Source organism: Photobacterium andalusiense, assembly GCF_900185625.1.
Lineage (GTDB): Bacteria > Pseudomonadota > Gammaproteobacteria > Enterobacterales > Vibrionaceae > Photobacterium > Photobacterium aquimaris.
In genome coordinates this window covers 699447-718557 of record NZ_FYAJ01000002.1, presented here as the reverse complement: position 1 = coordinate 718557, position 19111 = coordinate 699447, and the positions used below count along the sequence as shown (strand labels likewise).

General features: G+C 35.9%; 18 protein-coding genes. 9 read left to right on the top strand and 9 right to left on the bottom strand.

Translation table 11 applies throughout. The features are described from left to right. The first annotated feature begins 380 nt into the window (after positions 1-380). On the top strand, positions 381-2729 hold the full coding sequence (locus PAND9192_RS08750) for a glycosyl hydrolase family 18 protein (RefSeq protein WP_087853443.1): 2349 nt from the start codon (positions 381-383) through the stop codon (positions 2727-2729). Between the two features lie 96 nt (positions 2730-2825). Here PAND9192_RS08750 and PAND9192_RS20670 read toward each other — a convergent pair whose 3' ends face one another. The 3 genes from PAND9192_RS20670 to PAND9192_RS08740 form a co-directional block, all read right to left on the bottom strand. Next, a complete protein-coding gene (locus PAND9192_RS20670; protein WP_159458226.1) occupies positions 2826-2978 on the bottom strand; it encodes a hypothetical protein in 153 nt (50 codons plus the stop codon). Positions 2979-3011: 33 nt separating this feature from the next. Beyond that, the gene (locus PAND9192_RS08745; protein ID WP_087853442.1) at positions 3012-3791 is read right to left on the bottom strand and encodes a RelA/SpoT domain-containing protein; all 780 of its coding nucleotides are present in this window, start codon (positions 3789-3791) and stop codon (positions 3012-3014) included. Positions 3792-4016: 225 nt separating this feature from the next. Beyond that, the gene (locus PAND9192_RS08740; RefSeq protein ID WP_087853441.1) at positions 4017-4715 is read right to left on the bottom strand and encodes a RelA/SpoT domain-containing protein; all 699 of its coding nucleotides are present in this window, start codon (positions 4713-4715) and stop codon (positions 4017-4019) included. Positions 4716-5029: 314 nt separating this feature from the next. On the opposite strand from PAND9192_RS08740, the gene PAND9192_RS08735 reads away from it, so the two are divergent. After that, the gene (locus PAND9192_RS08735; protein ID WP_087844682.1) at positions 5030-5359 is read left to right on the top strand and encodes a hypothetical protein; all 330 of its coding nucleotides are present in this window, start codon (positions 5030-5032) and stop codon (positions 5357-5359) included. A gap of 53 nt (positions 5360-5412) precedes the next feature. Here the strand turns inward: PAND9192_RS08735 and PAND9192_RS08730 are convergent, their stop codons facing one another. Together PAND9192_RS08730 and PAND9192_RS08725 are read right to left on the bottom strand one after the other, a co-directional pair. Next, complete coding sequence (locus PAND9192_RS08730) at positions 5413-5784, bottom strand: HopJ type III effector protein (RefSeq protein ID WP_087853440.1); 372 nt, start codon at positions 5782-5784, stop codon at positions 5413-5415. A 62-nt stretch (positions 5785-5846) separates the two neighbouring features. After that, a complete protein-coding gene (locus tag PAND9192_RS08725) occupies positions 5847-6239 on the bottom strand; it encodes a DUF2750 domain-containing protein (RefSeq protein WP_065166965.1) in 393 nt (130 codons plus the stop codon). 410 nt (positions 6240-6649) lie between these two features. On the opposite strand from PAND9192_RS08725, the gene PAND9192_RS08720 reads away from it, so the two are divergent. Beyond that, positions 6650-7996 carry a sigma-54-dependent transcriptional regulator gene (locus tag PAND9192_RS08720; RefSeq protein ID WP_087853439.1) on the top strand — a complete coding sequence of 449 codons (1347 nt, stop codon included), beginning with the start codon at positions 6650-6652 and terminating at the stop codon, positions 7994-7996. Here the strand turns inward: PAND9192_RS08720 and PAND9192_RS08715 are convergent, their stop codons facing one another. After that, positions 7997-8917 (bottom strand): endonuclease/exonuclease/phosphatase family protein, encoded by a 921-nt coding sequence (locus PAND9192_RS08715; RefSeq protein WP_159458225.1) that lies wholly within the window; start codon positions 8915-8917, stop codon positions 7997-7999. A gap of 136 nt (positions 8918-9053) precedes the next feature. Beyond that, positions 9054-10166, bottom strand: coding sequence for a GGDEF domain-containing protein (locus PAND9192_RS08710; protein WP_087853437.1), 1113 nt, complete (start codon positions 10164-10166; stop codon positions 9054-9056). 319 nt (positions 10167-10485) lie between these two features. On the opposite strand from PAND9192_RS08710, the gene nrdD reads away from it, so the two are divergent. From nrdD to PAND9192_RS08690, 4 genes are all read left to right on the top strand, one after another. Continuing rightward, complete coding sequence (gene nrdD / locus PAND9192_RS08705; RefSeq protein WP_087853436.1) at positions 10486-12621, top strand: anaerobic ribonucleoside-triphosphate reductase; 2136 nt, start codon at positions 10486-10488, stop codon at positions 12619-12621. Between the two features lie 117 nt (positions 12622-12738). Next, positions 12739-13212 (top strand): anaerobic ribonucleoside-triphosphate reductase-activating protein, encoded by a 474-nt coding sequence (gene nrdG / locus PAND9192_RS08700; RefSeq protein ID WP_087853435.1) that lies wholly within the window; start codon positions 12739-12741, stop codon positions 13210-13212. 344 nt (positions 13213-13556) lie between these two features. Then, entirely contained in the window at positions 13557-15611 is a 2055-nt protein-coding gene (locus PAND9192_RS08695) for an EAL domain-containing protein (RefSeq protein WP_087853434.1), read from the top strand. 100 nt (positions 15612-15711) lie between these two features. Continuing rightward, positions 15712-15975, top strand: a complete 264-nt coding sequence (locus PAND9192_RS08690; RefSeq protein ID WP_060998403.1) for a DUF2960 family protein — start codon at positions 15712-15714, stop codon at positions 15973-15975. A 63-nt stretch (positions 15976-16038) separates the two neighbouring features. Here PAND9192_RS08690 and PAND9192_RS08685 read toward each other — a convergent pair whose 3' ends face one another. Together PAND9192_RS08685 and rarD are read right to left on the bottom strand one after the other, a co-directional pair. Next, the gene (locus PAND9192_RS08685; RefSeq protein ID WP_087853433.1) at positions 16039-16407 is read right to left on the bottom strand and encodes a nucleotide pyrophosphohydrolase; all 369 of its coding nucleotides are present in this window, start codon (positions 16405-16407) and stop codon (positions 16039-16041) included. Positions 16408-16500: 93 nt separating this feature from the next. Next, a complete protein-coding gene (gene rarD, locus PAND9192_RS08680; protein WP_087853432.1) occupies positions 16501-17406 on the bottom strand; it encodes an EamA family transporter RarD in 906 nt (301 codons plus the stop codon). A gap of 342 nt (positions 17407-17748) precedes the next feature. On the opposite strand from rarD, the gene PAND9192_RS08670 reads away from it, so the two are divergent. Further along, complete coding sequence (locus PAND9192_RS08670) at positions 17749-18102, top strand: DUF2750 domain-containing protein (protein WP_087853430.1); 354 nt, start codon at positions 17749-17751, stop codon at positions 18100-18102. Between the two features lie 483 nt (positions 18103-18585). Next, positions 18586-19107 (top strand): NlpC/P60 family protein, encoded by a 522-nt coding sequence (locus tag PAND9192_RS08665; RefSeq protein WP_370738383.1) that lies wholly within the window; start codon positions 18586-18588, stop codon positions 19105-19107. Positions 19108-19111: the final 4 nt, after the last annotated feature.

Genomic DNA, 19111 nt, shown 5'->3' with positions numbered 1-19111 from the left:
AAAAGCGAGTCGATCAATTCGATTCGCTTTTTTTATTGTTATTTTTACTGAAACCTCTATTTCCTAAATACGACTCCATCTGCTTTAAAATGATATTTTTATCTAAATATTATCTTTACCAAATATTTATCTAGGCACGTATAAAACGTGTTTTTTTTGAATATTGTGACTAAAAAAAGATGTTATTCGACTATCTTGTTGCATTAATGTTAGTTATTGAGCCTAAAATTGTGATTTTTTTTCGCAAAACTAAAAAAGTTCCTTCACACTGTGTTTAGATTCTTAATGACCAAAAAGCATTACTAATCGTTATAAAAAATCAGTTGTATTTATAAAAACTGATATAGCAATTTGCTATTAATCATAACGTGGAGCACAAAATGGAAAAGGGATTTAATAAAACCAAGGTTGCAGGCATTATTGCAGGCTTTTTATTTGCAAGTACGGCTGCTCAAGTACAAGCAGCGCCAACACATGATAAGAACGTAATCGGTTATTTAACTCAGTGGGAAGCATGGAAAGGTACTAATGCGGGTTTTTCTGTAAAAGGAGAAGCGACGCATTTGAACGTAGATATGGATATTTACTCCATTCTTAACTTCTCATTTTTTGGTGTTGCAAAAGACGGTTCGCTACATAGTGGTGATTTACGTAATAAACAAATTTATAAGCCCGGTAGTGTGCAAGAGCCTGGGCCATTATTACATCCTGATGTCTATTCAAGCTGGGATTTTCATATTTTGTGGGGTGAATTAGAGTACATTCATCAATATCCAGTAAATGAATCTTGGGATGCTGAAAATTTAGCCAAAGTAAAAGCGCAAGGTTTTGTGAAAAGTGGCAAAGGTTGGCGTCATAAGCCAACAGGTATTGAAGGTGACATGCCGATCCCACTTAAAAAAGAAGGTGGCGCTCCGGGTTTGATTGATCTTGCTAATCAAAAAGGCGTTAAGGTTATGGCATCACTCGGTGGTTGGAGTATGTCTAAGCACTTCCCTGAAATGGCTGCCGATCCTGTAAAAAAAGCTCGTTTCCTTAAAGATCTCGATAAGTTAATGGCATTAGGTTTCCACGGTATTGATATTGATTGGGAATACCCTGGCTTTGGCGGTATGAACTTTGCGGGTGATCCTACTGATTTTGCAAACTTTGAACAATTAATGGAAGATATTCGTGAGCGCATTGGTCCTGACAAACTGCTGACTGCTGCATTCTCAGCATCAACCGCTAAACTTGAAGGATTTAATTGGCCACGCCTTGTTAAATCAATGGATTACTTCAACATGATGACATACGATCTTAATGGTGCGTGGTCAAATGTTACAGGCCATAACGCGCCATTGTATCCATATCCTGAAGAAGAATTTAAAGGTCTTGATTTAGATACGCTACGTATTTGGATGGCAGAAAAAGGCATTCCATCAGAAAAAATTAACTTTGGTGCAGCGTTCTATGGTCGAGGTGTACAAACCACAGAAGCTGAGGCTTATTTAGGTGCGCCAACCGATAAGCGTATTTATAATATGTCGGTTGATGGGCCATTATTATCGGCAGTTGATGTTGATAACTGGAAAGAGTTTGAAGGTTCACCAAACTATAACTACATTGTTAAAACAACAGGTTGGGAACATAAGTGGGATGCTAGTGCTGAAGTCCCTTATGCCGTGAAAGGAAAATATTTCTTAAGTTATGATGATGTACCTTCGATGAAGAAGAAAGCACAGTACATTGTTGATAATGATTTAGGTGGAGTGATCGTGTGGCAAGTGCATGGCGATATTAAGTGTGAAGGCACCTTTATTAATCATGGTACCAAGCTAAAAGAGTGTACTAAGTTAAGCTCACCATTAGCAGAAGCGATTGATGATGTATTTAGTGCTGATACCACGCCAAATGCTGCGCCAGAATTAACAGTACCAAGCGCTCAATCAGCAATGGCTGGTGAGACGATTAGTTTCACTGTGTCGGCCACCGATGCTGACGGCGATAGCTTAAGCTTTAGCTCTGCTGATGCACAAATTACAGATAATGGTGACGGCACTGCCAATGTGGTTTACACCGCACCGAACTCAGCAACAGATACAGTGTCCTCAATAGCGATCAAAGTAACGGATGGTCGTAAAACAGCGACTAAATCTGTGGTTGTTAATGTGAAAGGTTCTGGCGTAGTTGAAAATACTGCACCAGAATTGACAGCACCTGCAACGGTTGATGTTGAAAGTGGTCAGAATGTTGTTATTACAGTAACAGCGACCGATGCCGATGGTGACGCATTAACTTACTCAGCATCAACAGGTCAGGTTACAGTGACGGCAACAGGTGCTGATGTTGCTGTTACAGCACCCACAACAACGACAGATACAACATTGAATGTTGTGATTACTGTTTCTGATGGTCAAGCCACGACACAACAAACGGTTGTTGTTAATGTTAAGGCTGAAGGTGGAGCTGTTGGCGATACGTGGAATGCCGACACTATCTATAATAGTGGAGACACTGTAGTTTATAATGGCACTACTTATACTGCGCAATGGTGGACGAAAGGTGAAACTCCTGGAGCATCATCGGTATGGGTAGAAGAGGATACAGGCGAAGTTGGTGGCTGGTCTGCATCAAAAACCTATAATGGTGGTGATGAAGTTACCTTTGAAGGTAATAATTATCGCGCGAAATGGTGGACCAAAGGTGATAAACCGGGCAATGCTAATGGCCCTTGGGAACGCATCTAAGCTTATTCGTTAGTATAAATAAAAGACAATAAAAACCCCGTATAGTTATTTACTCTTAATAATAACTAACGGGGTTTTCTTTATGTAGCGAATAAATTATAAGCCTAAAATCAGTGACATTACCGTTGAAACAATAAGCGCACCAATCATTGGAATCACGGTACGTTTCACTAATTCAAATGTGCAGGTTGTTTTATCTTTAAATGGAATGCTGCTGTAATGTGTAAAGCCCGTTAGCTGCAATAGCACTCGCGGGCTTTGTTGTTTCAGTTTATGTAATTATTATGCCGCTTGTGGTTGTAAATAACCTAGCCATGCTGTTTGGTATAGTTGGTGAGATTGCTGTCGTAGTTTATTAATTTGAGCTGCTTCAAACTCAGATAATGGGCGTTGTTGTTGTAATGCTACACGTTCAATATGTTGAATTTTTTCATAAAGGTCATGCTCAGGGCCATTTTTTATGGTTGATATTTCATTTAAGTGCAGTTGAACTTCAGTAATAACTTGGCTGTTAGGTAAGCGTACTAGCACATTTAAATCACGGTAGCCTGATGGTGTTGGATTCTTAAATCGATTTTTGACACTAACGATTGTTGCTTCTTTTGATAATAATTCATATGCCTGAACTAATGCTGGAATATTTTTCGCAACAATAGACCCGCGTGCAATATCAGTAATTTTGTCAGTCTGACCTTGTAATTCAGTGGTGATTTTTTGTTGAGCGCGTTGAGCTGATTTAATCTGAGGGATAATGATATTGGTTGTTGATGCAAGGCTAACACTTTGCAGTAATGTTTGTAGTTCTACTTGTGCATCGGTTGCGGCTAAGTAAAGCTCATCAAAATTAGTAAATGGTTGACGCAGGTTGTCAGTTTTCCATGATTGAATACTGTATAAGCCGCTTAAATCACGCTGAAAGGCCTTACGGCTGGCTTGTGTTTGACGTGTTGGTGATTGATCATGAGTATTAAAAGCGGGAGTAATCGCTGGCGCAGCCACAACAGAGCGACTAAGCATGCAAAAAAGAACAAAACTTGTACGTAAAACAGATTTTATGTTCATTAAACAACTCCTGTAAATATTGCATGTGCAATATCGAAACATACTAAAACGGGTATAACTAAAAAGTTTGTATGTTGAGCGTTAGATATAATGTGTCATCTGTTCACATGGTAGTAACTTTACCCTGAATGGGAATTGAATACTGTGCTGTTATTCATATTTTTGCATTATTGATTACAGTACATTTACATTATTCATAATCACACATATTGGATGCGTTCAGGACTAACTTGCAAGACGGCTTGTACCCATATAGTGTTGCCATACTTGTTGGTACAGCGATTGTGAGTACTGGCGTAATTTGGTAATTTTTCGTTGCTCTAATTCATGTAGTAAGCGCGACTCAAGCATAGCCTGGCGCTCAATATTTTGAATTTGTTCATAAATTGAGTGTTCAGCACCATTTTTTATTGATGCTATTTTTTTTAGGTGCAGTTGTATTTCGGCAATGAAATGACTATTAGGTAAACGTATCAATAGTTTAATATCGCGATAGCCAGAATCTGTCGGTTGGCTAAAGCGGTTTTTAACACCGCAAACATCGGTATGTTGTATAAGATAATCATAAGCTTTGATTAGATCATCAATATTTGAGGCAACAATTGATCCACGTACTAGATCGGTTAATGCATCAGATTTGCCATGTAGTTCTGTTGTGATCTTTTGTAGGGCACGTGTTCGTGATTTTTGACCAGGAAGGATTGGGTGGCAACCAGTATCTGATGCTGCTTTTTTAATTAATAAATTAAGCTCTATTTGTGCAAATTTAGCATGTTGATACAATTTCTCAAATTGTTGATGAGGTTGGTGAATGTTGTCATAACGCCAATCGTTAATAAGATTAAGACGATGAGATATAGCACTGCCACGCACAATAGAACGCACATTGTTGCTAGATTGTTGATAAGTTGAAAGCATAACCATTTTTACTCCTTAAACCTAGCTTTAGCAAATGGCAGCTAAGTAGGCATTTTCACTGAACATCCTGTTCTGACGCTAAATATAATACTTTTATCAATATAATCAACAATATTTTGCATCATAGTTGTAACTTTTTTGTTACATGACGAGTGGGCCTTAATGTTGGTATAAAATTGGCTAAAAATGCAGCATTGTAACGAGATTACTATCAATAGTTGAGGTTATGAGTAACAATGAATGCGGTGTTTTATGCAGCAACTATATGATACTTAATCAATAGCTATTGTGCTTTGAGATATATTTTTTAAGGAAAAAAAATGCAGGAAAATCTATTAATTGGCTTTGTTGTTATTTGGCTGGGTTTGACGGTAGGAAGTGTAATGCTGTTCCAACGCGGTAATGATGTAGCTAAGAAACGTCGATTATGGCCAATTTATACTGTGTTCAGTAATGTTGTGATTGGTGGATTTATTATTTTTATGCAACCACCTGTAGCATGGATGATTGCGATATTGATTTTATTAGTACCGGTAACATTTTTGACGATTCGGTCAACAAAATTTTGTGATAGTTGTGGTCAGGCTAGTCGCTCTCCATTCTTTATGAAGCCGCCACAAAAATGCAGTCATTGTAAAAAGCCACTATAAGTAGCTTATCTTAATAATTTCAAGCCATTAAGAATTAACGGACTTAATGGCTTTTATATTACGTTTTTTCGCGTTAGAGGGAAGTGCTCAAAAGTGATCCCTTTTGAACCGAATAACATAAATTGACGAATATTTTGATGATCAGTGTGTTGTGGGTGCAGAAGTACATCTTCACGATAATAGCGACCAAAACACGCTAATGTTTCAGCTTGTGATAGTTGGTGTAGGTGCGCAAATGCGAATATTTTACATGATCCTTCGTTAGTTGCTGCTTGATTGGTGATTATATTATCACTCAATCCGTTGGTAAAATCTGTTGGTTGATAATCATAATAATGGTTAATAATTGCCATGACAGCGTCAAACTCAATCGAAGTTGGTGTTTGCTTTATTTGTTCGATAAAAGAATCCAAAACAGACCTCATAATCTGGAAGATTTAAAAATAAGGCCAGCAACATGCTAGCCTATTAAAAGAGTCAGGTATGATTAGCGACGTTTATTGGCTAATGTCTTTAATTCATAATCAAGTTCATCAGGGTAGATCACTAGACCTTCTTGTTCAGGGATCGGAAAAACGACCAATGCAAGTTCATCATCCTCTAAACCGTGTGTCCAGCGACTATGCCATTTGTTTAATGAAATAGCTTCTGCTTTACATGTTTCCCATTCGCCAGTAGCCCATGCTTCGGCAAATTCTTTGTTTGGCCACACTGGTACGCAATCTTCATCGTCAGTATTGAGCATAACGCAACCATGTTCATCTGTAAGAATCCAGATTTCACGATTTTCGACAACTTCTTTTACTAAGTGTTTATAACGTTTTTCAGCATCAAAACTCTGAATTGTTTCAATCATTGCAGCATCTAATGGGGTAGACATACTGTTGTCCTATTTATTACACATTATTATTTAAGCAAGGATAAAACAAAAGCAGAGTAAGATCCCGTTTTATCCGTGGTTTTTTACGCCGTTTAGTGATGATGTTTATTTAAACAATGTCTATATAATTGTATTTGGTTGCATGCTTAAATGTATATTAAAGCAATAAAAGTCAACGTTTTATTTTCTACTTTTAAATTTAAGATAAATAATTTATATAATTATTTTTAGCGATAAATTTTTTAATAGTATGAAATATAACAATTATATAAATAAAATAAATATTGCTTAAATAATGATGGTATATTTTTAGGACTATTCTTATCGGTGATACACTGCAAAATACATCGTTGTTACCTATATTTTTTAATATAAATCAATAATGGATATGTTCTAAAAGGGTGGCTCTAATGGTGGCTATAAATGATAAAAAAAAGACAGGTGGACGTTTGGTTGCAATGGGGTGTACCTATGAACCTTGGATTGCATTGTTAGAACAAGCGGGGTGGAAAACACATTGTTGTTATGATTTACGAACCGCTGATGCAATATTAGAAGAATATAGCCCATGTGTTTGTATTGTTGATTTAAGTAATAACGATTTTAGTTTAAATAGTATATCTCAACGAGCGAATAAAACTAAGCAGGTTAAATGGATAGCGATAATAAAAAAAGAACAACTAAAAATTGATTCTATTTGCCAGTTTATTAATAATTTTTGTGTTGATTTCTTTTCTACGCCGATACCATCAAGTCAATTATTAGATACTGCTGGCCATCAATTAGGGATGTTAGAAATTGAATCAACATCGTTAAATGATGTGAGTCAACAATGTGAAATTGGGCTATATGGCGAATCAAAATCGATTAAGCATCTAAGAGATATGGTAAAAAGAGTCGCAATGACTGATGTGAATGTTTTACTAACAGGTGAGCAAGGCGTTGGAAAAGAACTGATTGCGAAAACGATCCATAATCTAAGTAAACGGCGAAATGATGATATAACCATAATTAACTGCTCTTCGTTAACTGATGATGATCAACGTATTCATTTTTTAAACCCACTTAATAATGATAATTCAAATAATACTATTACCAACGGAACGGTATTATTAAATGGTATTGAAGAGTTATCCAAGCCATTACAATTAAAGTTACTTAATTATTTACAGTTACCCGAAAATGAAAAATTAAATGATCAAGGTGTATTTGATGTGCGTGTCATTACATCATCAAGTATTGATTTAGAGCAAGCAGTTAAAAATAACACCTTTAATAAAGAGCTTTATTATCGATTAAATGTTTTCCATGTGGTTGTGCCAACGTTAAGAGAACGTGGTGCTGATATTATTTTATTAGCCGAATATTATTTACAACAATTTTCTAAAGAATATAACACACTTGCGATGCATTATAGCGAAGAGGCAAAACAGTTATTATTGCGCTATAACTGGCCGGGTAATGTTCGTGAACTCATTAATCAGGTTAAGCGAGTATCATTATTAAATGATGCTAATGAGGTCACCATAGAACATTTTGATTTACCTAAAAAAACCAATCTTAAACAAAGTTTACGTACTATTAAAGATGAAGCAGAAAAAGATGTATTAGTCACGATGCTTGAAGCTCATAAAGGTCAGGTAGCCTCTGCGGCTAAAGATCTTGGTGTGTCGCGTGCAACCATGTATCGTCTGCTTAACAAACATAATATTATTCCTGATGTGCGTTATTGTAATGGTGGTTATGCAACGGAATAGTCATTTTTTTCTTTTATAATCAGTAGTTAACCTGAAAAATAATGGGCAGTGATCACTGAGTGTAAATTGCGATAGCTGCTGCTTGTTATATTGAATTTGACGTTGACTTAGTGCTTTAACATTTGTGGTTGTGAATAAATGATCAATCAAGCTGGTATATGTGCGATATTGACTAATTTTGGTGGTTAATCTTACTGTACAATTGGCTTTAATTGACGCTGATATATGATTGAGACGGATTGGATTGTCAGTGATTTGATTGATGAATTTATTGTTTGATGTAATACGGTGGTTAAAGTCACCAACAATAATTAACGTTGGTGATACTTCTTGCTGAATATTAATCCATTGCTTTATAAGCGCAAGTTGTTGAGCAAGAGTTTTACATGATCTACGTTGCTGTTGAGCGAATTGTTTTTTCGAAAAACAGCCCGATTTAAGGTGTAGATTTAGCAATGTAATTGGTTGATTATCTATGGTTATTTTAATAACACTACCATAACGTAACTTATTGTTAAAATATGCTTTTCCGCCTGTCGCAATTGCCGGTGAACTTAGTTGTGATAAATCATCAAGGTTGTCGACAATAATCCCCTTTTTTACAGCAAATCCTGTGTATTGATTATTTTTTTTAAAGCTATCTTGATGGTTATTCATACGACTAGAAAAATAAACATTATAGTGTTGTCGATTAATGACGCGGTATAGGGCTGCAATGCTATCAACTTCTTGAAAGGCAAGAATGTCGGGAGAATGAGAGGTAAATATTTGCTGTAACGCTTGATAATCAGCTTCTGAGCGCACAATAGGGGAGGTTGAGTTTAATGATAGCCACTGCATATTCCAGCTCATAAGAGTGAAAGGTTGTGCGTAGCTGGTGCTGATTGGTAGCAATAGTAGTAATAAAGCTAAAATATGCATTGTTATTATCATTATACGGAATACGAGTTTGCTATTCACTGTGCCTTATCTAGGTTGTATTCTGAATTATTTATAATAAGTGATCGTATTTCTATAATAGTGGTTAGGTTTTAGTGTAACCATGTCATTACTGTTTTCATTTTTGTGCGCTATAAAATTGATTTCGTCCTAACTCCTTGGCTTTATAAAGGTAATTATCTGCGGTATTTATTAATTGTGTTGGATGCTGATTTGCTTCCAATGTTGCAATACCCTGACTGACCGTTACATACGGTCTAATTGTTGAGCACGGATGAATGATCGCTAAGCGAGATAAATTCTGTTGAATACGTTGTGCAACATTACATGCGCCTTTGTTATCCGTATTTGGCAGTAATACTACAAACTCCTCACCACCATAACGGGATACGGTATCCGTTGCTGTTAATAAACTTTTGCTAATGATATTAGCAACAGATTTTAAGCAGCTATCGCCTTGAACATGCCCAAGCTTGTCATTAAAAAGCTTAAAATAGTCAATATCAATTAAAATGATTGATAGTGGGTGCTGACTGTGTTTTGCATTGATAATTTGTTTATTAATCGCTAAATCAAAAAAACGACGATTATTAATTTGAGTCAATTGATCAGTAAAAGAGAGCTGTGTGAGCTGTTTGAGTAAGCGCTTATTATGATGTTCTTGCTGAATACGGGTAGTAAACCACTCAAATAGTAATCGTCGCCCTGATTCGATGATAATAATAGTAATAATGAGTTTCGCGAACGCAAAAAGGAGATCAAAGCGGGGATCTTGAATACTGTACCAAGTGGTAAAAATTAAAATAGGCAAAGTTGCAAGATAAACAGCCACTCGATATGTATAAAAACCGAGCAATACGACCAGAAATAATAGATTACCTACGATTTCAACAATAACATAAGCGTGGCCTAAGTTATTTAGGTTAATAATTGCCGCTCCCCAAGTAATGCCAAATAAAAAAGCATAGATCGATGACATTATTTTGTAATGCTGAAGTGTTTTTTTACGAGCAAAAAATAGCCAACCAAGGCTAAAGAGTAATGCTTGAATACCAAAATTTATCGTAGTTAGCACTAAATTAGTATTTGCTGTGTGAGTAAAGTCGATCCAAATAACAATGGTTACCAGCATTATCGTAATTAACGATATTTTAGAAGCCCAAATAAAGCCAAGGCGAAGATTGCTATATATTGTGTTGTCAATGCGTGTATCGAGTGATGAAAAATTCATGATTGAGATCCATGATTACTTGGAAGGAAATAGTGTCAATTCTTATGAGAAAGGCAAGCAATTTTTTTTAAATATTTTCTTAATGTGATAATAAATTTATTGACAATGTTCTTTAGAAATCACCTTGCATGCAAAATTTTGTGGCGGATCATAATCATCGTTCACAAGACAAACTGCTCGTTAATTAAATTGATCTCGATCAAGGTTTCTTTACGCTAGATCGCGCCTAATACCCCACATCTTGTTGCCGCTTATAAATAGAACACTATATTTTGTGTTTAAGTGACAGTGTCATTTTCTGTGAAGTTAGGAGCCTTGTGTGAATCCTGTAGTAATAAAGCGTGATGGTTGCCGTGTATCCTTTGATGTTTTACGCATTAAAGAGGCTGTTCTTGGAGCAGCTAATTCCATCAGCGATTCAGAGTGTCATACAATGGATGAGGCTTATGCTACATCGGTAGCTGAAGCGGTATTAGAGCAGTTTTTTGGCGCTGATAACGTAGATATTCATGCCATTCAAGAGGCCGTTGAAACACAACTTATGGCTGGCCCACACAAGGCTGTAGCGCGTGCGTATATTGAATATCGTCATGATCGTGATATTTCACGTGAGAAGAAAAGCCGTCTAAATAATGAGATCCGTGGTTTAATTGAGCAAAGTAATGCTTCGTTATTAAATGAAAATGCAAATAAAGACAGTAAAGTGATCCCAACCCAACGTGATCTCCTTGCTGGTATTGTTGCTAAGCATTATGCAACACAGCATTTACTACCACGTGATATTGTAAAAGCACACGAAAGCGGTGAAATTCACTATCATGATTTAGATTACTCTCCGTTTTTCCCAATGTTTAATTGTATGCTTATTGACCTTGACGGCATGTTAACGCATGGCTTTAAGATGGGTAATGCAGAAATTGATACTCCTAAATCAATTTCTACAGCAACAGCAGTAACAGCTCAAATTATTGCTCAAGTTGCGAGTCATATTTATGGTGGCACTACCATCAACCGTATTGATGAAGTGTTAGCACCTTATGTTAGCGTTAGTTATGCTAAGCATTTAGAAATTGCAACTGAATGGAACATTGCTGATCCTATTGCTTTTGCACAAGCTCGTACTCATAAAGAGTGTTACGATGCATTTCAATCACTAGAATATGAAGTAAATACGCTTCACACCGCGAATGGTCAAACACCTTTTGTAACTTTTGGCTTTGGTTTAGGCACATCGTGGGAATCGCGTTTAATTCAACAATCTATTCTTAAAAATCGTATTGCAGGTTTAGGTAAAAACCATAAAACAGCGGTATTCCCTAAGCTGGTTTTTGCTATTAAAGATGGTCTTAACCATAAACCTAATGATGCAAACTATGATATTAAACAATTGGCGTTAGAGTGTGCATCTAAGCGTATGTACCCTGATATTTTAAACTATGACAAATTAGTTGAAGTAACAGGTTCATTTAAAACCCCAATGGGCTGTCGTAGTTTCCTTGGCCCTTACGAAGAAAATGGTGAACTGATCCATGAAGGTCGTAATAACTTAGGTGTTGTCAGCATTAACTTGCCACGCATTGCGTTAGAAGCAAAAGGCGATGAAGCACGTTTCTTTGAAATTTTAGATGAACGTTTAGCACTATCTCGTCGTGCGCTTGATACTCGTATTACACGCCTAGAAGGTGTGAAAGCTCGTGTTGCTCCTATCCTTTATATGGAAGGTGCTTGTGGCGTACGTTTAAAAGAAGATGATGATGTATCAGAAATCTTTAAAAATGGTCGTGCCTCAATTTCACTCGGCTATATCGGTATTCACGAAACAGTGAATGCACTTTATGGTAATGATACCCATGTTTATGATAGTGAGACATTACGTCAAAAAGCAGAGGCTATTGTTCAGCGCTTGCGTGATGCAACGGATGCATGGAAAGAAGAGTCAGGCTATGGCTTTAGTCTTTACAGTACGCCAAGTGAAAATTTATGTAGTCGTTTTTGTGCGATTGACACTAAAGAGTTTGGTGTCGTTGATGGCGTGACAGATCGCGGTTTTTATACCAATAGCTTCCATTTGGATGTTGAGAAAAAAGTGAATCCATACGATAAGATTGACTTTGAAATGGCATACCCGAATATCGCGAATGGTGGTTTTATTTGTTATGGCGAATACCCAAATATTCAGCATAACCTTGAAGCATTAGAAAACGTATGGGATTACAGTTATACCCGCGTACCTTATTACGGAACTAATACACCGATTGATGAATGTTATGAGTGTGGTTTTACTGGTGAGTTTGACTGTACTAGTAAAGGCTTTACATGCCCTAAATGTGGTAATCATGAGCCATCAAAAGTGTCTGTAACCCGTCGCGTATGTGGTTACTTAGGTAGCCCTGATGCTCGTCCATTTAACTTCGGTAAACAAGAAGAAGTTAAACGTCGCGTTAAGCATATGTAATAACTATCGCTTACTTGATTGAGTTAAACATAGAAGAAGTGCTTTAGGGCACTTCTTTTGTTTTTAAATGTAGGTTGGTTTAATTGCTGGCATACGTTTTAATTAATAGAGATAACAATGAATTACCACAATTATTACCCTGTCGATATTGTTAATGGCCCTGGTACACGAGCAACATTGTTTGTCTCGGGTTGTGTTCATCAATGTAAAGGTTGTTATAACCAAAGCACATGGCGTTTAGATGCTGGACATCCGTTTACTCAACAGATGGAAGATCAAGTGATTAATGATCTTAACGATACACGTATTAAACGTCGTGGTTTATCACTGTCTGGTGGTGACCCATTGCATCCTCAAAATGTTGCGGCTGTTTTGAAATTGGTGCAGCGCGTACGTCGTGAGTGTGTAGGTAAAGATATTTGGCTATGGACCGGGTATTTATTGTCAGAACTGACTCTAGAGCAGCAGCAAATTGCTAATCTTATAGATGTGATGGTTGATGGAAAATATGAACAAGCGCAACGAAATCCTTCTTTGGTATGGAAAGGCAGTGAAAACCAGGTTATTCATTATTTTAATATCGACAACTAAATGTTGGTTGTTAAATAACCAATAAAATGACGGTACTTGAGTTATTTGTTGTTGGTATGTTTCTATTTTGTACGTTTACGTGTCGATTTTAAACTTATCCACTGTTTCTGTGCATAACTTTGGGAAAAATCGGTAAATGTTGATAAGTGATATTATGTCGTTGGTTTTTTTATACAAATTGAAATAACATTTGTTCAATATCTGCATTTTTTTCTACTTGGGATCGATTTTTAGACCAAAATTCTTGGCGTATTATTGAAAAGTGTTAATATTTAGTGTCAATTAATACTATTGGGTACAGTATTGATTTAGTGTAAGTATTCAGTATAGAAGCCGAAGATATTATGCCAATGTTTAAAGCAATGTCTCACTTATCTGCAAATAAATATCTTGTCGCAGTTTCCAATGTTTTTTTAATGGCATTGCCATTAGTCTTGATTTCAACATTCTGCGAACTGATTGCAATTACTTGTGAGTATTTTAAATTTAATGACTTTGGAAAAATAGCGCAAGAGGTTGGTCAAGCAACAAGGGTTATCATTCCTCTGCTGATTAATTTTTATTTAGCGACTTATTTATCTGCCGTTAAACGAATTCCAAAGAGTGCGGCGATAGCAACGTCATTAACGGTATTTTTTATCATTTCTTATCAATGGAATTTAATATCGCCATTAATTCCATTGCCGAATAGTTTTTTAGTATCACTGCTGTCAGCGTATGTTTCTTGTGAGGTTATTGCTAGACTAAAAAATATCAGAATATTTAGACTGAAATCGAATCAGTCATTTATTGATATTTCGATGAGTATGTTAGCTGGCTCTATCGTTACTATATTGGCTGCGTTATCGATAAGTTTCTTGTTTCGTAAAGTGTTTGAACAAGTATCGTCATTCTTCTCTTGGTCATTAATTCCTCGTTTAGATCCTACTTCATTTTTCGATGGTCTCATTTATGAAGTATTGCGGGGTTTATTATGGTCAATAGGGATTAATGGTCATAATATTCTCCATACTTATAAAGTTGAACTCTATAATATTACTAGAACAAATATAACTGAATGGCATAACTATGGTGTTGATTTAAATATACTAAGTACTAATTTTTATGATTTTTTTACCGGTATTGGCGGCAGTGGCAATATGTTAAGCTTAGTTATTTGCATGTTGTTATTTGCTAAAAGTAAAGGCTATAAAATATTAGCAAAATCAGCATTTATACTGTGTGTTTTCAATGTTAATGAGCCTATTTTATATGGTATTCCTGTTATTTTTAACCCGATTATGATTATTCCATTTTTAGTCGTTCCTGCGGTAAGTTTTGTTATTGCTTATGGTGCTATTTATTTCGGGGTCGTTCCACCGTTAAGTGAAATTCATAGTTGGTTAATGCCGCCCTTTATTAGTGGCTATATGGTAACAGGAGGAGCTATATCTGGTGTGATATTACAAATATTAATAGTTCTCACTGGTATTGTTATATATATGCCATTTTTTAAGCTAATGGATAAACGAAGTTTAGGTATCGGTGTTTCTGATATATTATCAAATCGGTTATTTACCAGCGATGAAATTGAATCAAAAACACGTTTAACCAGCTTTATACCATCACTGCATAATAATCTTATTTCTCAGAGGAAGATTGAAAAACTTCAAAATAGTGGTGAGTTTATTTTGTATTTTCAGCCGCAAGTAAATATTGAAAATAGTCGTATTGTTGGTTGTGAGGTTTTACTACGTTTTAAAAATAATAAAGATGAAATATTACCACCAACATTCATTGATGACTTTAATCAATTAGGCTTGATGCCAGAACTTGATTTTTGGGTATTAGATAAAGCCATAAAATCAGCTGAACGTTTTATTGTGGTTAATCCTGACTTTGTGATATCGATTAACATTTCACCAAGTACTGTTTTGTCAAAGAATTTCGTTAATATAGTAAAAAAACGTATTATTGAGAGCACATTATCTTTTCATCATATAGAACTTGAGTTTACCGAAGAGTTATTGATTCGTGATGAGAAAAAGATTACTGAGATCATTACTGAATTACAATATTTGGGTATTTCTGTCGCTTTAGATGATTTTGGTACTGGTTACTCATCATTGGCTTATTTATCTCGTTTTGAGTTTAATAAGGTGAAGATTGATCGCTCTTTAGTTTTGAATCTAGATACGCAACGCGGAAGAGAATTATTTAAGATTGCGGTTCAATTAGGTAAAATCATCGATGCCGATATTGTGGTAGAAGGTGTTGAACAACAGCCTGAGTTAGATTTTATTGCTTCACTAGGTGTGCGTTATATTCAAGGTTTTTATTTTTATAAGCCAATGGCAGAAGATGTATTGTTTCAACGTGGTTTGTTAACGTCGCAGAAGGGTGAAGTGGTTGATAATTAACATCCACGAAAGTAAATCGTTATTCACAATACGGTTCTACTTCCATATTGAGCGCTTATACGGTAAATTCGCTCTCCTTTTATGCTCTATTGGGGACGTTATGTCACGTACTATTGTTTATACCTATAAAGAAGAAGAGAAGCGTTTAATTTTCTCTTTTGATATACACCGTAACATTCATGAAGCGGTAGCGGCTGCTGAAGGTATCGACTTAACGGCCTTTTTAAAAATGGAACAACAAGTCGAAGCTGTATCAACGTGTAGTAAAGCTGGACGTGAATATCGTGATAGCTATTTCCGCAAGTTAGGCTTTGGTAAGATTGCACTTGCAAAGAAAGAAAACCGCGGCGTCGGTGAGAAATAAATGATTTATAAAAAGCTGACCATGAGTCAGCTTTTTTATTGCTCGTATTTCAAGTGTGTTTCGTTAGTCTAATTCGTTATATTTTTTAGCAGAGCCGTAGCATTTATCAATCGGATATTTCGTGGCGTTTTGCTGCATCTTTTGTTGGCATGCCTGCATTACGTCAATGTCACATTTATCCGCTAAGCGTAATAAATACATCATCACATCAGCAATTTCTTCACTCACATGTTGTTTTTTCTCTGCTGATAACTGCTGGCTTTGTGCTGGTGTTAACCACTGGAAAATTTCTGTTAATTCTCCTACTTCACCACTAAGCGCCATCACTAAATTTTTTGGTGAGTGAAATTGTTCCCAATCTCGTTGTTGGGCAAATTCAGTGAGAGCTGATTGTAATTGTTTGATGTCTGAATCAGGGATAGAGGTGGTCATTATGATCATCGATATTGTAAGTTTTGTAATAGCATAAACGTAAACATCGTTAGAAACACGATGTTTACGTTAGGGATTAAAACTGATGGATGTTTAATGAGTGGCGATTGTTGTTTTTTTATGTCGTGAAAGTGATGGTAATGCTTCTAGCGTACAAAAGATCAAACCTAACCAAATCAGGCTAAAACTAATGGCTTTAGTATGATCAAAAACCTCACCAAATAAGAATACAGCTAATAAAAATTGTAAACTTGGTTCAATATATTGCATTAATCCGACCATAGTCAGGCTAGTGCGATTTAATGCTAAGGCAAAAAAGATTAATGGTGCTACAGTAACTGGAGCTGCGCCTGCATATAATAAAAAGGTATTTGTGCCTGAAGACAGTGCAACACTATCACCATTAAAATATAGCCATATCATATAGATAAGTGCAAATGGTGTCAGGAGTGCAGCCTCAATCATGACCGAAGTCAGTGCATCATATTTGATGTATTTTTTGGTTAAGCCATAGACAGCAAAAAAACTGCCCATAATTAAAGATAACCAAGGTAATTGGCCGTATTGCCATACTTGATAACCAATACCTAGAATAGCTAAAATAACGGCAAGCATTTGTGCTTTAGTGAGTTTCTCTTTTAAGAAAAACATCGCGAGAGCAATGGCAAACAAAGGATTAATAAAGTAGCCTAAACTAGCTGCTAATACTTGGTCATGAGTGATTGCCCATGTGAAGGCATACCATGACACACTCATGATCACACCGGCAAAACCGCACATGGCTAATGATTTTTTATCCGCTAGAATATCTTTAATTACAGGAATAGGTTGGCGAAGTAACACCATCACAATTAACATGACAGGCACAGAAAATATAAGCCGTAATGCAAGCAATTCATTAGTATTTGCTTGAGGTAAATATTGGTAATAAAGCGGTAATATTCCCCATAGAACGAATGAGAATGCAGCAAGCATGTTACCTGCTCGATGTGATTGCATGTTAACACCTAATGATAGAAAGTGGTTATCGGTCTCAATATCATTGCAATATCGAGAAGCAGTTTTGATGAATGATCAAAAGTGGCACTCAAAGCCTTGGATACCATCCTGGTGTGAAGAGATAACATTCGCGGCTATTTTGTCATTGTATTTTTATAAGTCAATATGCGCTGTGAAGAAAAATAATAGTGAAACTTTTCATTTTATTGGGGGTATACATTCTGCGATTACTAAATAATAATGCTGTTAAGGTGTTTTTTTTGATAAAATATCTAAGTAGAGTAAAGGTTGATATATTTAACCGATAAATTCATGTTATGGCATTTTAATTGAGAGAAGATAATGACTAAATTAACTGCAGATATCCAAGCAAATAAAGCTTTATTCGTAACAGAAACACAAGCAACGCGTGTTGTTTGGAGTCTTCGTAACGAAGAGGGTGATTGGTTGTCTGTTGCCTCTTCTGAATTTGAAGACTCTGAAGTAATGCCATTTTGGTCAAGTGAAGCTGATGCTAAAGTGCAGTGTGCTGATGAGTGGGCAGAATTCCAACCAAGTGAATTACCATTAGATATCTTTCTTGAAGATTGGATGCTTACTCTAGTTGAAGATGGTGTTTTAGTCGGTTTGAACTGGAATGAATCACTTGAAGGCGTAGAATTAGAGCCTTCAGAAGTGGCTAAACTTTACCTATAATTGCTTTATTTAATATAAAATTGCCCCTGTGAATAATAATCAATATTCATGTTATTATTATCATAGGGTTTATGTTGTTGATAATAAAGATAATTACACCTCTATGTGAATTAGCTCTAAGATTGATAATACAAATGTTAAATATCTCGTATTTAGTACGGAAAGATTTACAGTAAGAGTAGATGACATTTCATCATGTTTGTCTCTTCTATTGTGTTAATTTGGCTTACGCTTGGGCGTAAGCTTTTTTTTGTTTTTTTTTCGTTGTAATGTATCCAATTGTTTATATAAAAGTGTTTTTTTATTCTTTAATGGTATGATTATTCGTGTGTTATCAAATGTATTTGATAATAAGAACGTCAACACTTGAATCAACACCACAGTTATTGGCTGTAATCTAGGTTAGTATATTATGTGTATTGATAATATTTAGTTGATTGTATCGAGTATATTTATTTCTATCGAAGGATTGCAGGGTAAATCGTGAAGAACGGATTTTTTATAAAAAAAACAATATTGCAGATATTAGTTCTATTATCAGTAGTTGGGTGCTCATCCTCTTCCGTAAATGATACGGTAACTAAAAAGCCGTTAACGCCGATTCCGAAACAGACAGCAGCACAGCCACTACCCGTAAATAATGGTATGTTTGATGGTGTTTATCATAATTGGAAAGGCACTCCATATCGTTACGGTGGTTCATCAAAAAAAGGGATTGATTGTTCGGCTTTTGTGCAGGTTGGATACTCAAGTGTTTATCAGAAAATGCTTCCTAGAACGACATTAGAGTTGGTCAAAAAAGGCAAGCAAGTTAAACGTCATACCGCCAAGGAAGGAGATTTAGTTTTTTTTCGAACTGGGCGTAATTCACGCCACGTAGGGATTTACTTAGGCAATTCAGAGTTTCTACATGCATCTCAATCAAAAGGGGTTATTATTTCACGATTAGATAATCCTTATTGGAAGCGGCATTTTTGGCAAATACGTCGATTAGATAAATATTAAAAAC

Bases quoted from the DNA above. Each gene is read 5' to 3' on its own strand.
- PAND9192_RS08730 (WP_087853440.1), bottom strand. From the start codon at position 5,784: ATGAGGTCTGTTTTGGATTCTTTTATCGAACAAATAAAGCAAACACCA.
- PAND9192_RS08740 (WP_087853441.1), bottom strand. From the start codon at position 4,715: ATGGTTATGCTTTCAACTTATCAACAATCTAGCAACAATGTGCGTTCT.
- PAND9192_RS08670 (WP_087853430.1), top strand. From the start codon at position 17,749: ATGACTAAATTAACTGCAGATATCCAAGCAAATAAAGCTTTATTCGTA.
- PAND9192_RS08750 (WP_087853443.1), top strand. From the start codon at position 381: ATGGAAAAGGGATTTAATAAAACCAAGGTTGCAGGCATTATTGCAGGC.
- PAND9192_RS08695 (WP_087853434.1), top strand. From the start codon at position 13,557: ATGCCAATGTTTAAAGCAATGTCTCACTTATCTGCAAATAAATATCTT.
- PAND9192_RS08720 (WP_087853439.1), top strand. From the start codon at position 6,650: ATGGTGGCTATAAATGATAAAAAAAAGACAGGTGGACGTTTGGTTGCA.
- nrdG (WP_087853435.1), top strand. From the start codon at position 12,739: ATGAATTACCACAATTATTACCCTGTCGATATTGTTAATGGCCCTGGT.
- PAND9192_RS08735 (WP_087844682.1), top strand. From the start codon at position 5,030: ATGCAGGAAAATCTATTAATTGGCTTTGTTGTTATTTGGCTGGGTTTG.
- PAND9192_RS08710 (WP_087853437.1), bottom strand. From the start codon at position 10,166: ATGAATTTTTCATCACTCGATACACGCATTGACAACACAATATATAGC.
- PAND9192_RS08725 (WP_065166965.1), bottom strand. From the start codon at position 6,239: ATGTCTACCCCATTAGATGCTGCAATGATTGAAACAATTCAGAGTTTT.
- rarD (WP_087853432.1), bottom strand. From the start codon at position 17,406: ATGCAATCACATCGAGCAGGTAACATGCTTGCTGCATTCTCATTCGTT.
- PAND9192_RS08690 (WP_060998403.1), top strand. From the start codon at position 15,712: ATGTCACGTACTATTGTTTATACCTATAAAGAAGAAGAGAAGCGTTTA.
- PAND9192_RS08685 (WP_087853433.1), bottom strand. From the start codon at position 16,407: ATGACCACCTCTATCCCTGATTCAGACATCAAACAATTACAATCAGCT.
- PAND9192_RS08745 (WP_087853442.1), bottom strand. From the start codon at position 3,791: ATGAACATAAAATCTGTTTTACGTACAAGTTTTGTTCTTTTTTGCATG.
- PAND9192_RS08715 (WP_159458225.1), bottom strand. From the start codon at position 8,917: ATGCATATTTTAGCTTTATTACTACTATTGCTACCAATCAGCACCAGC.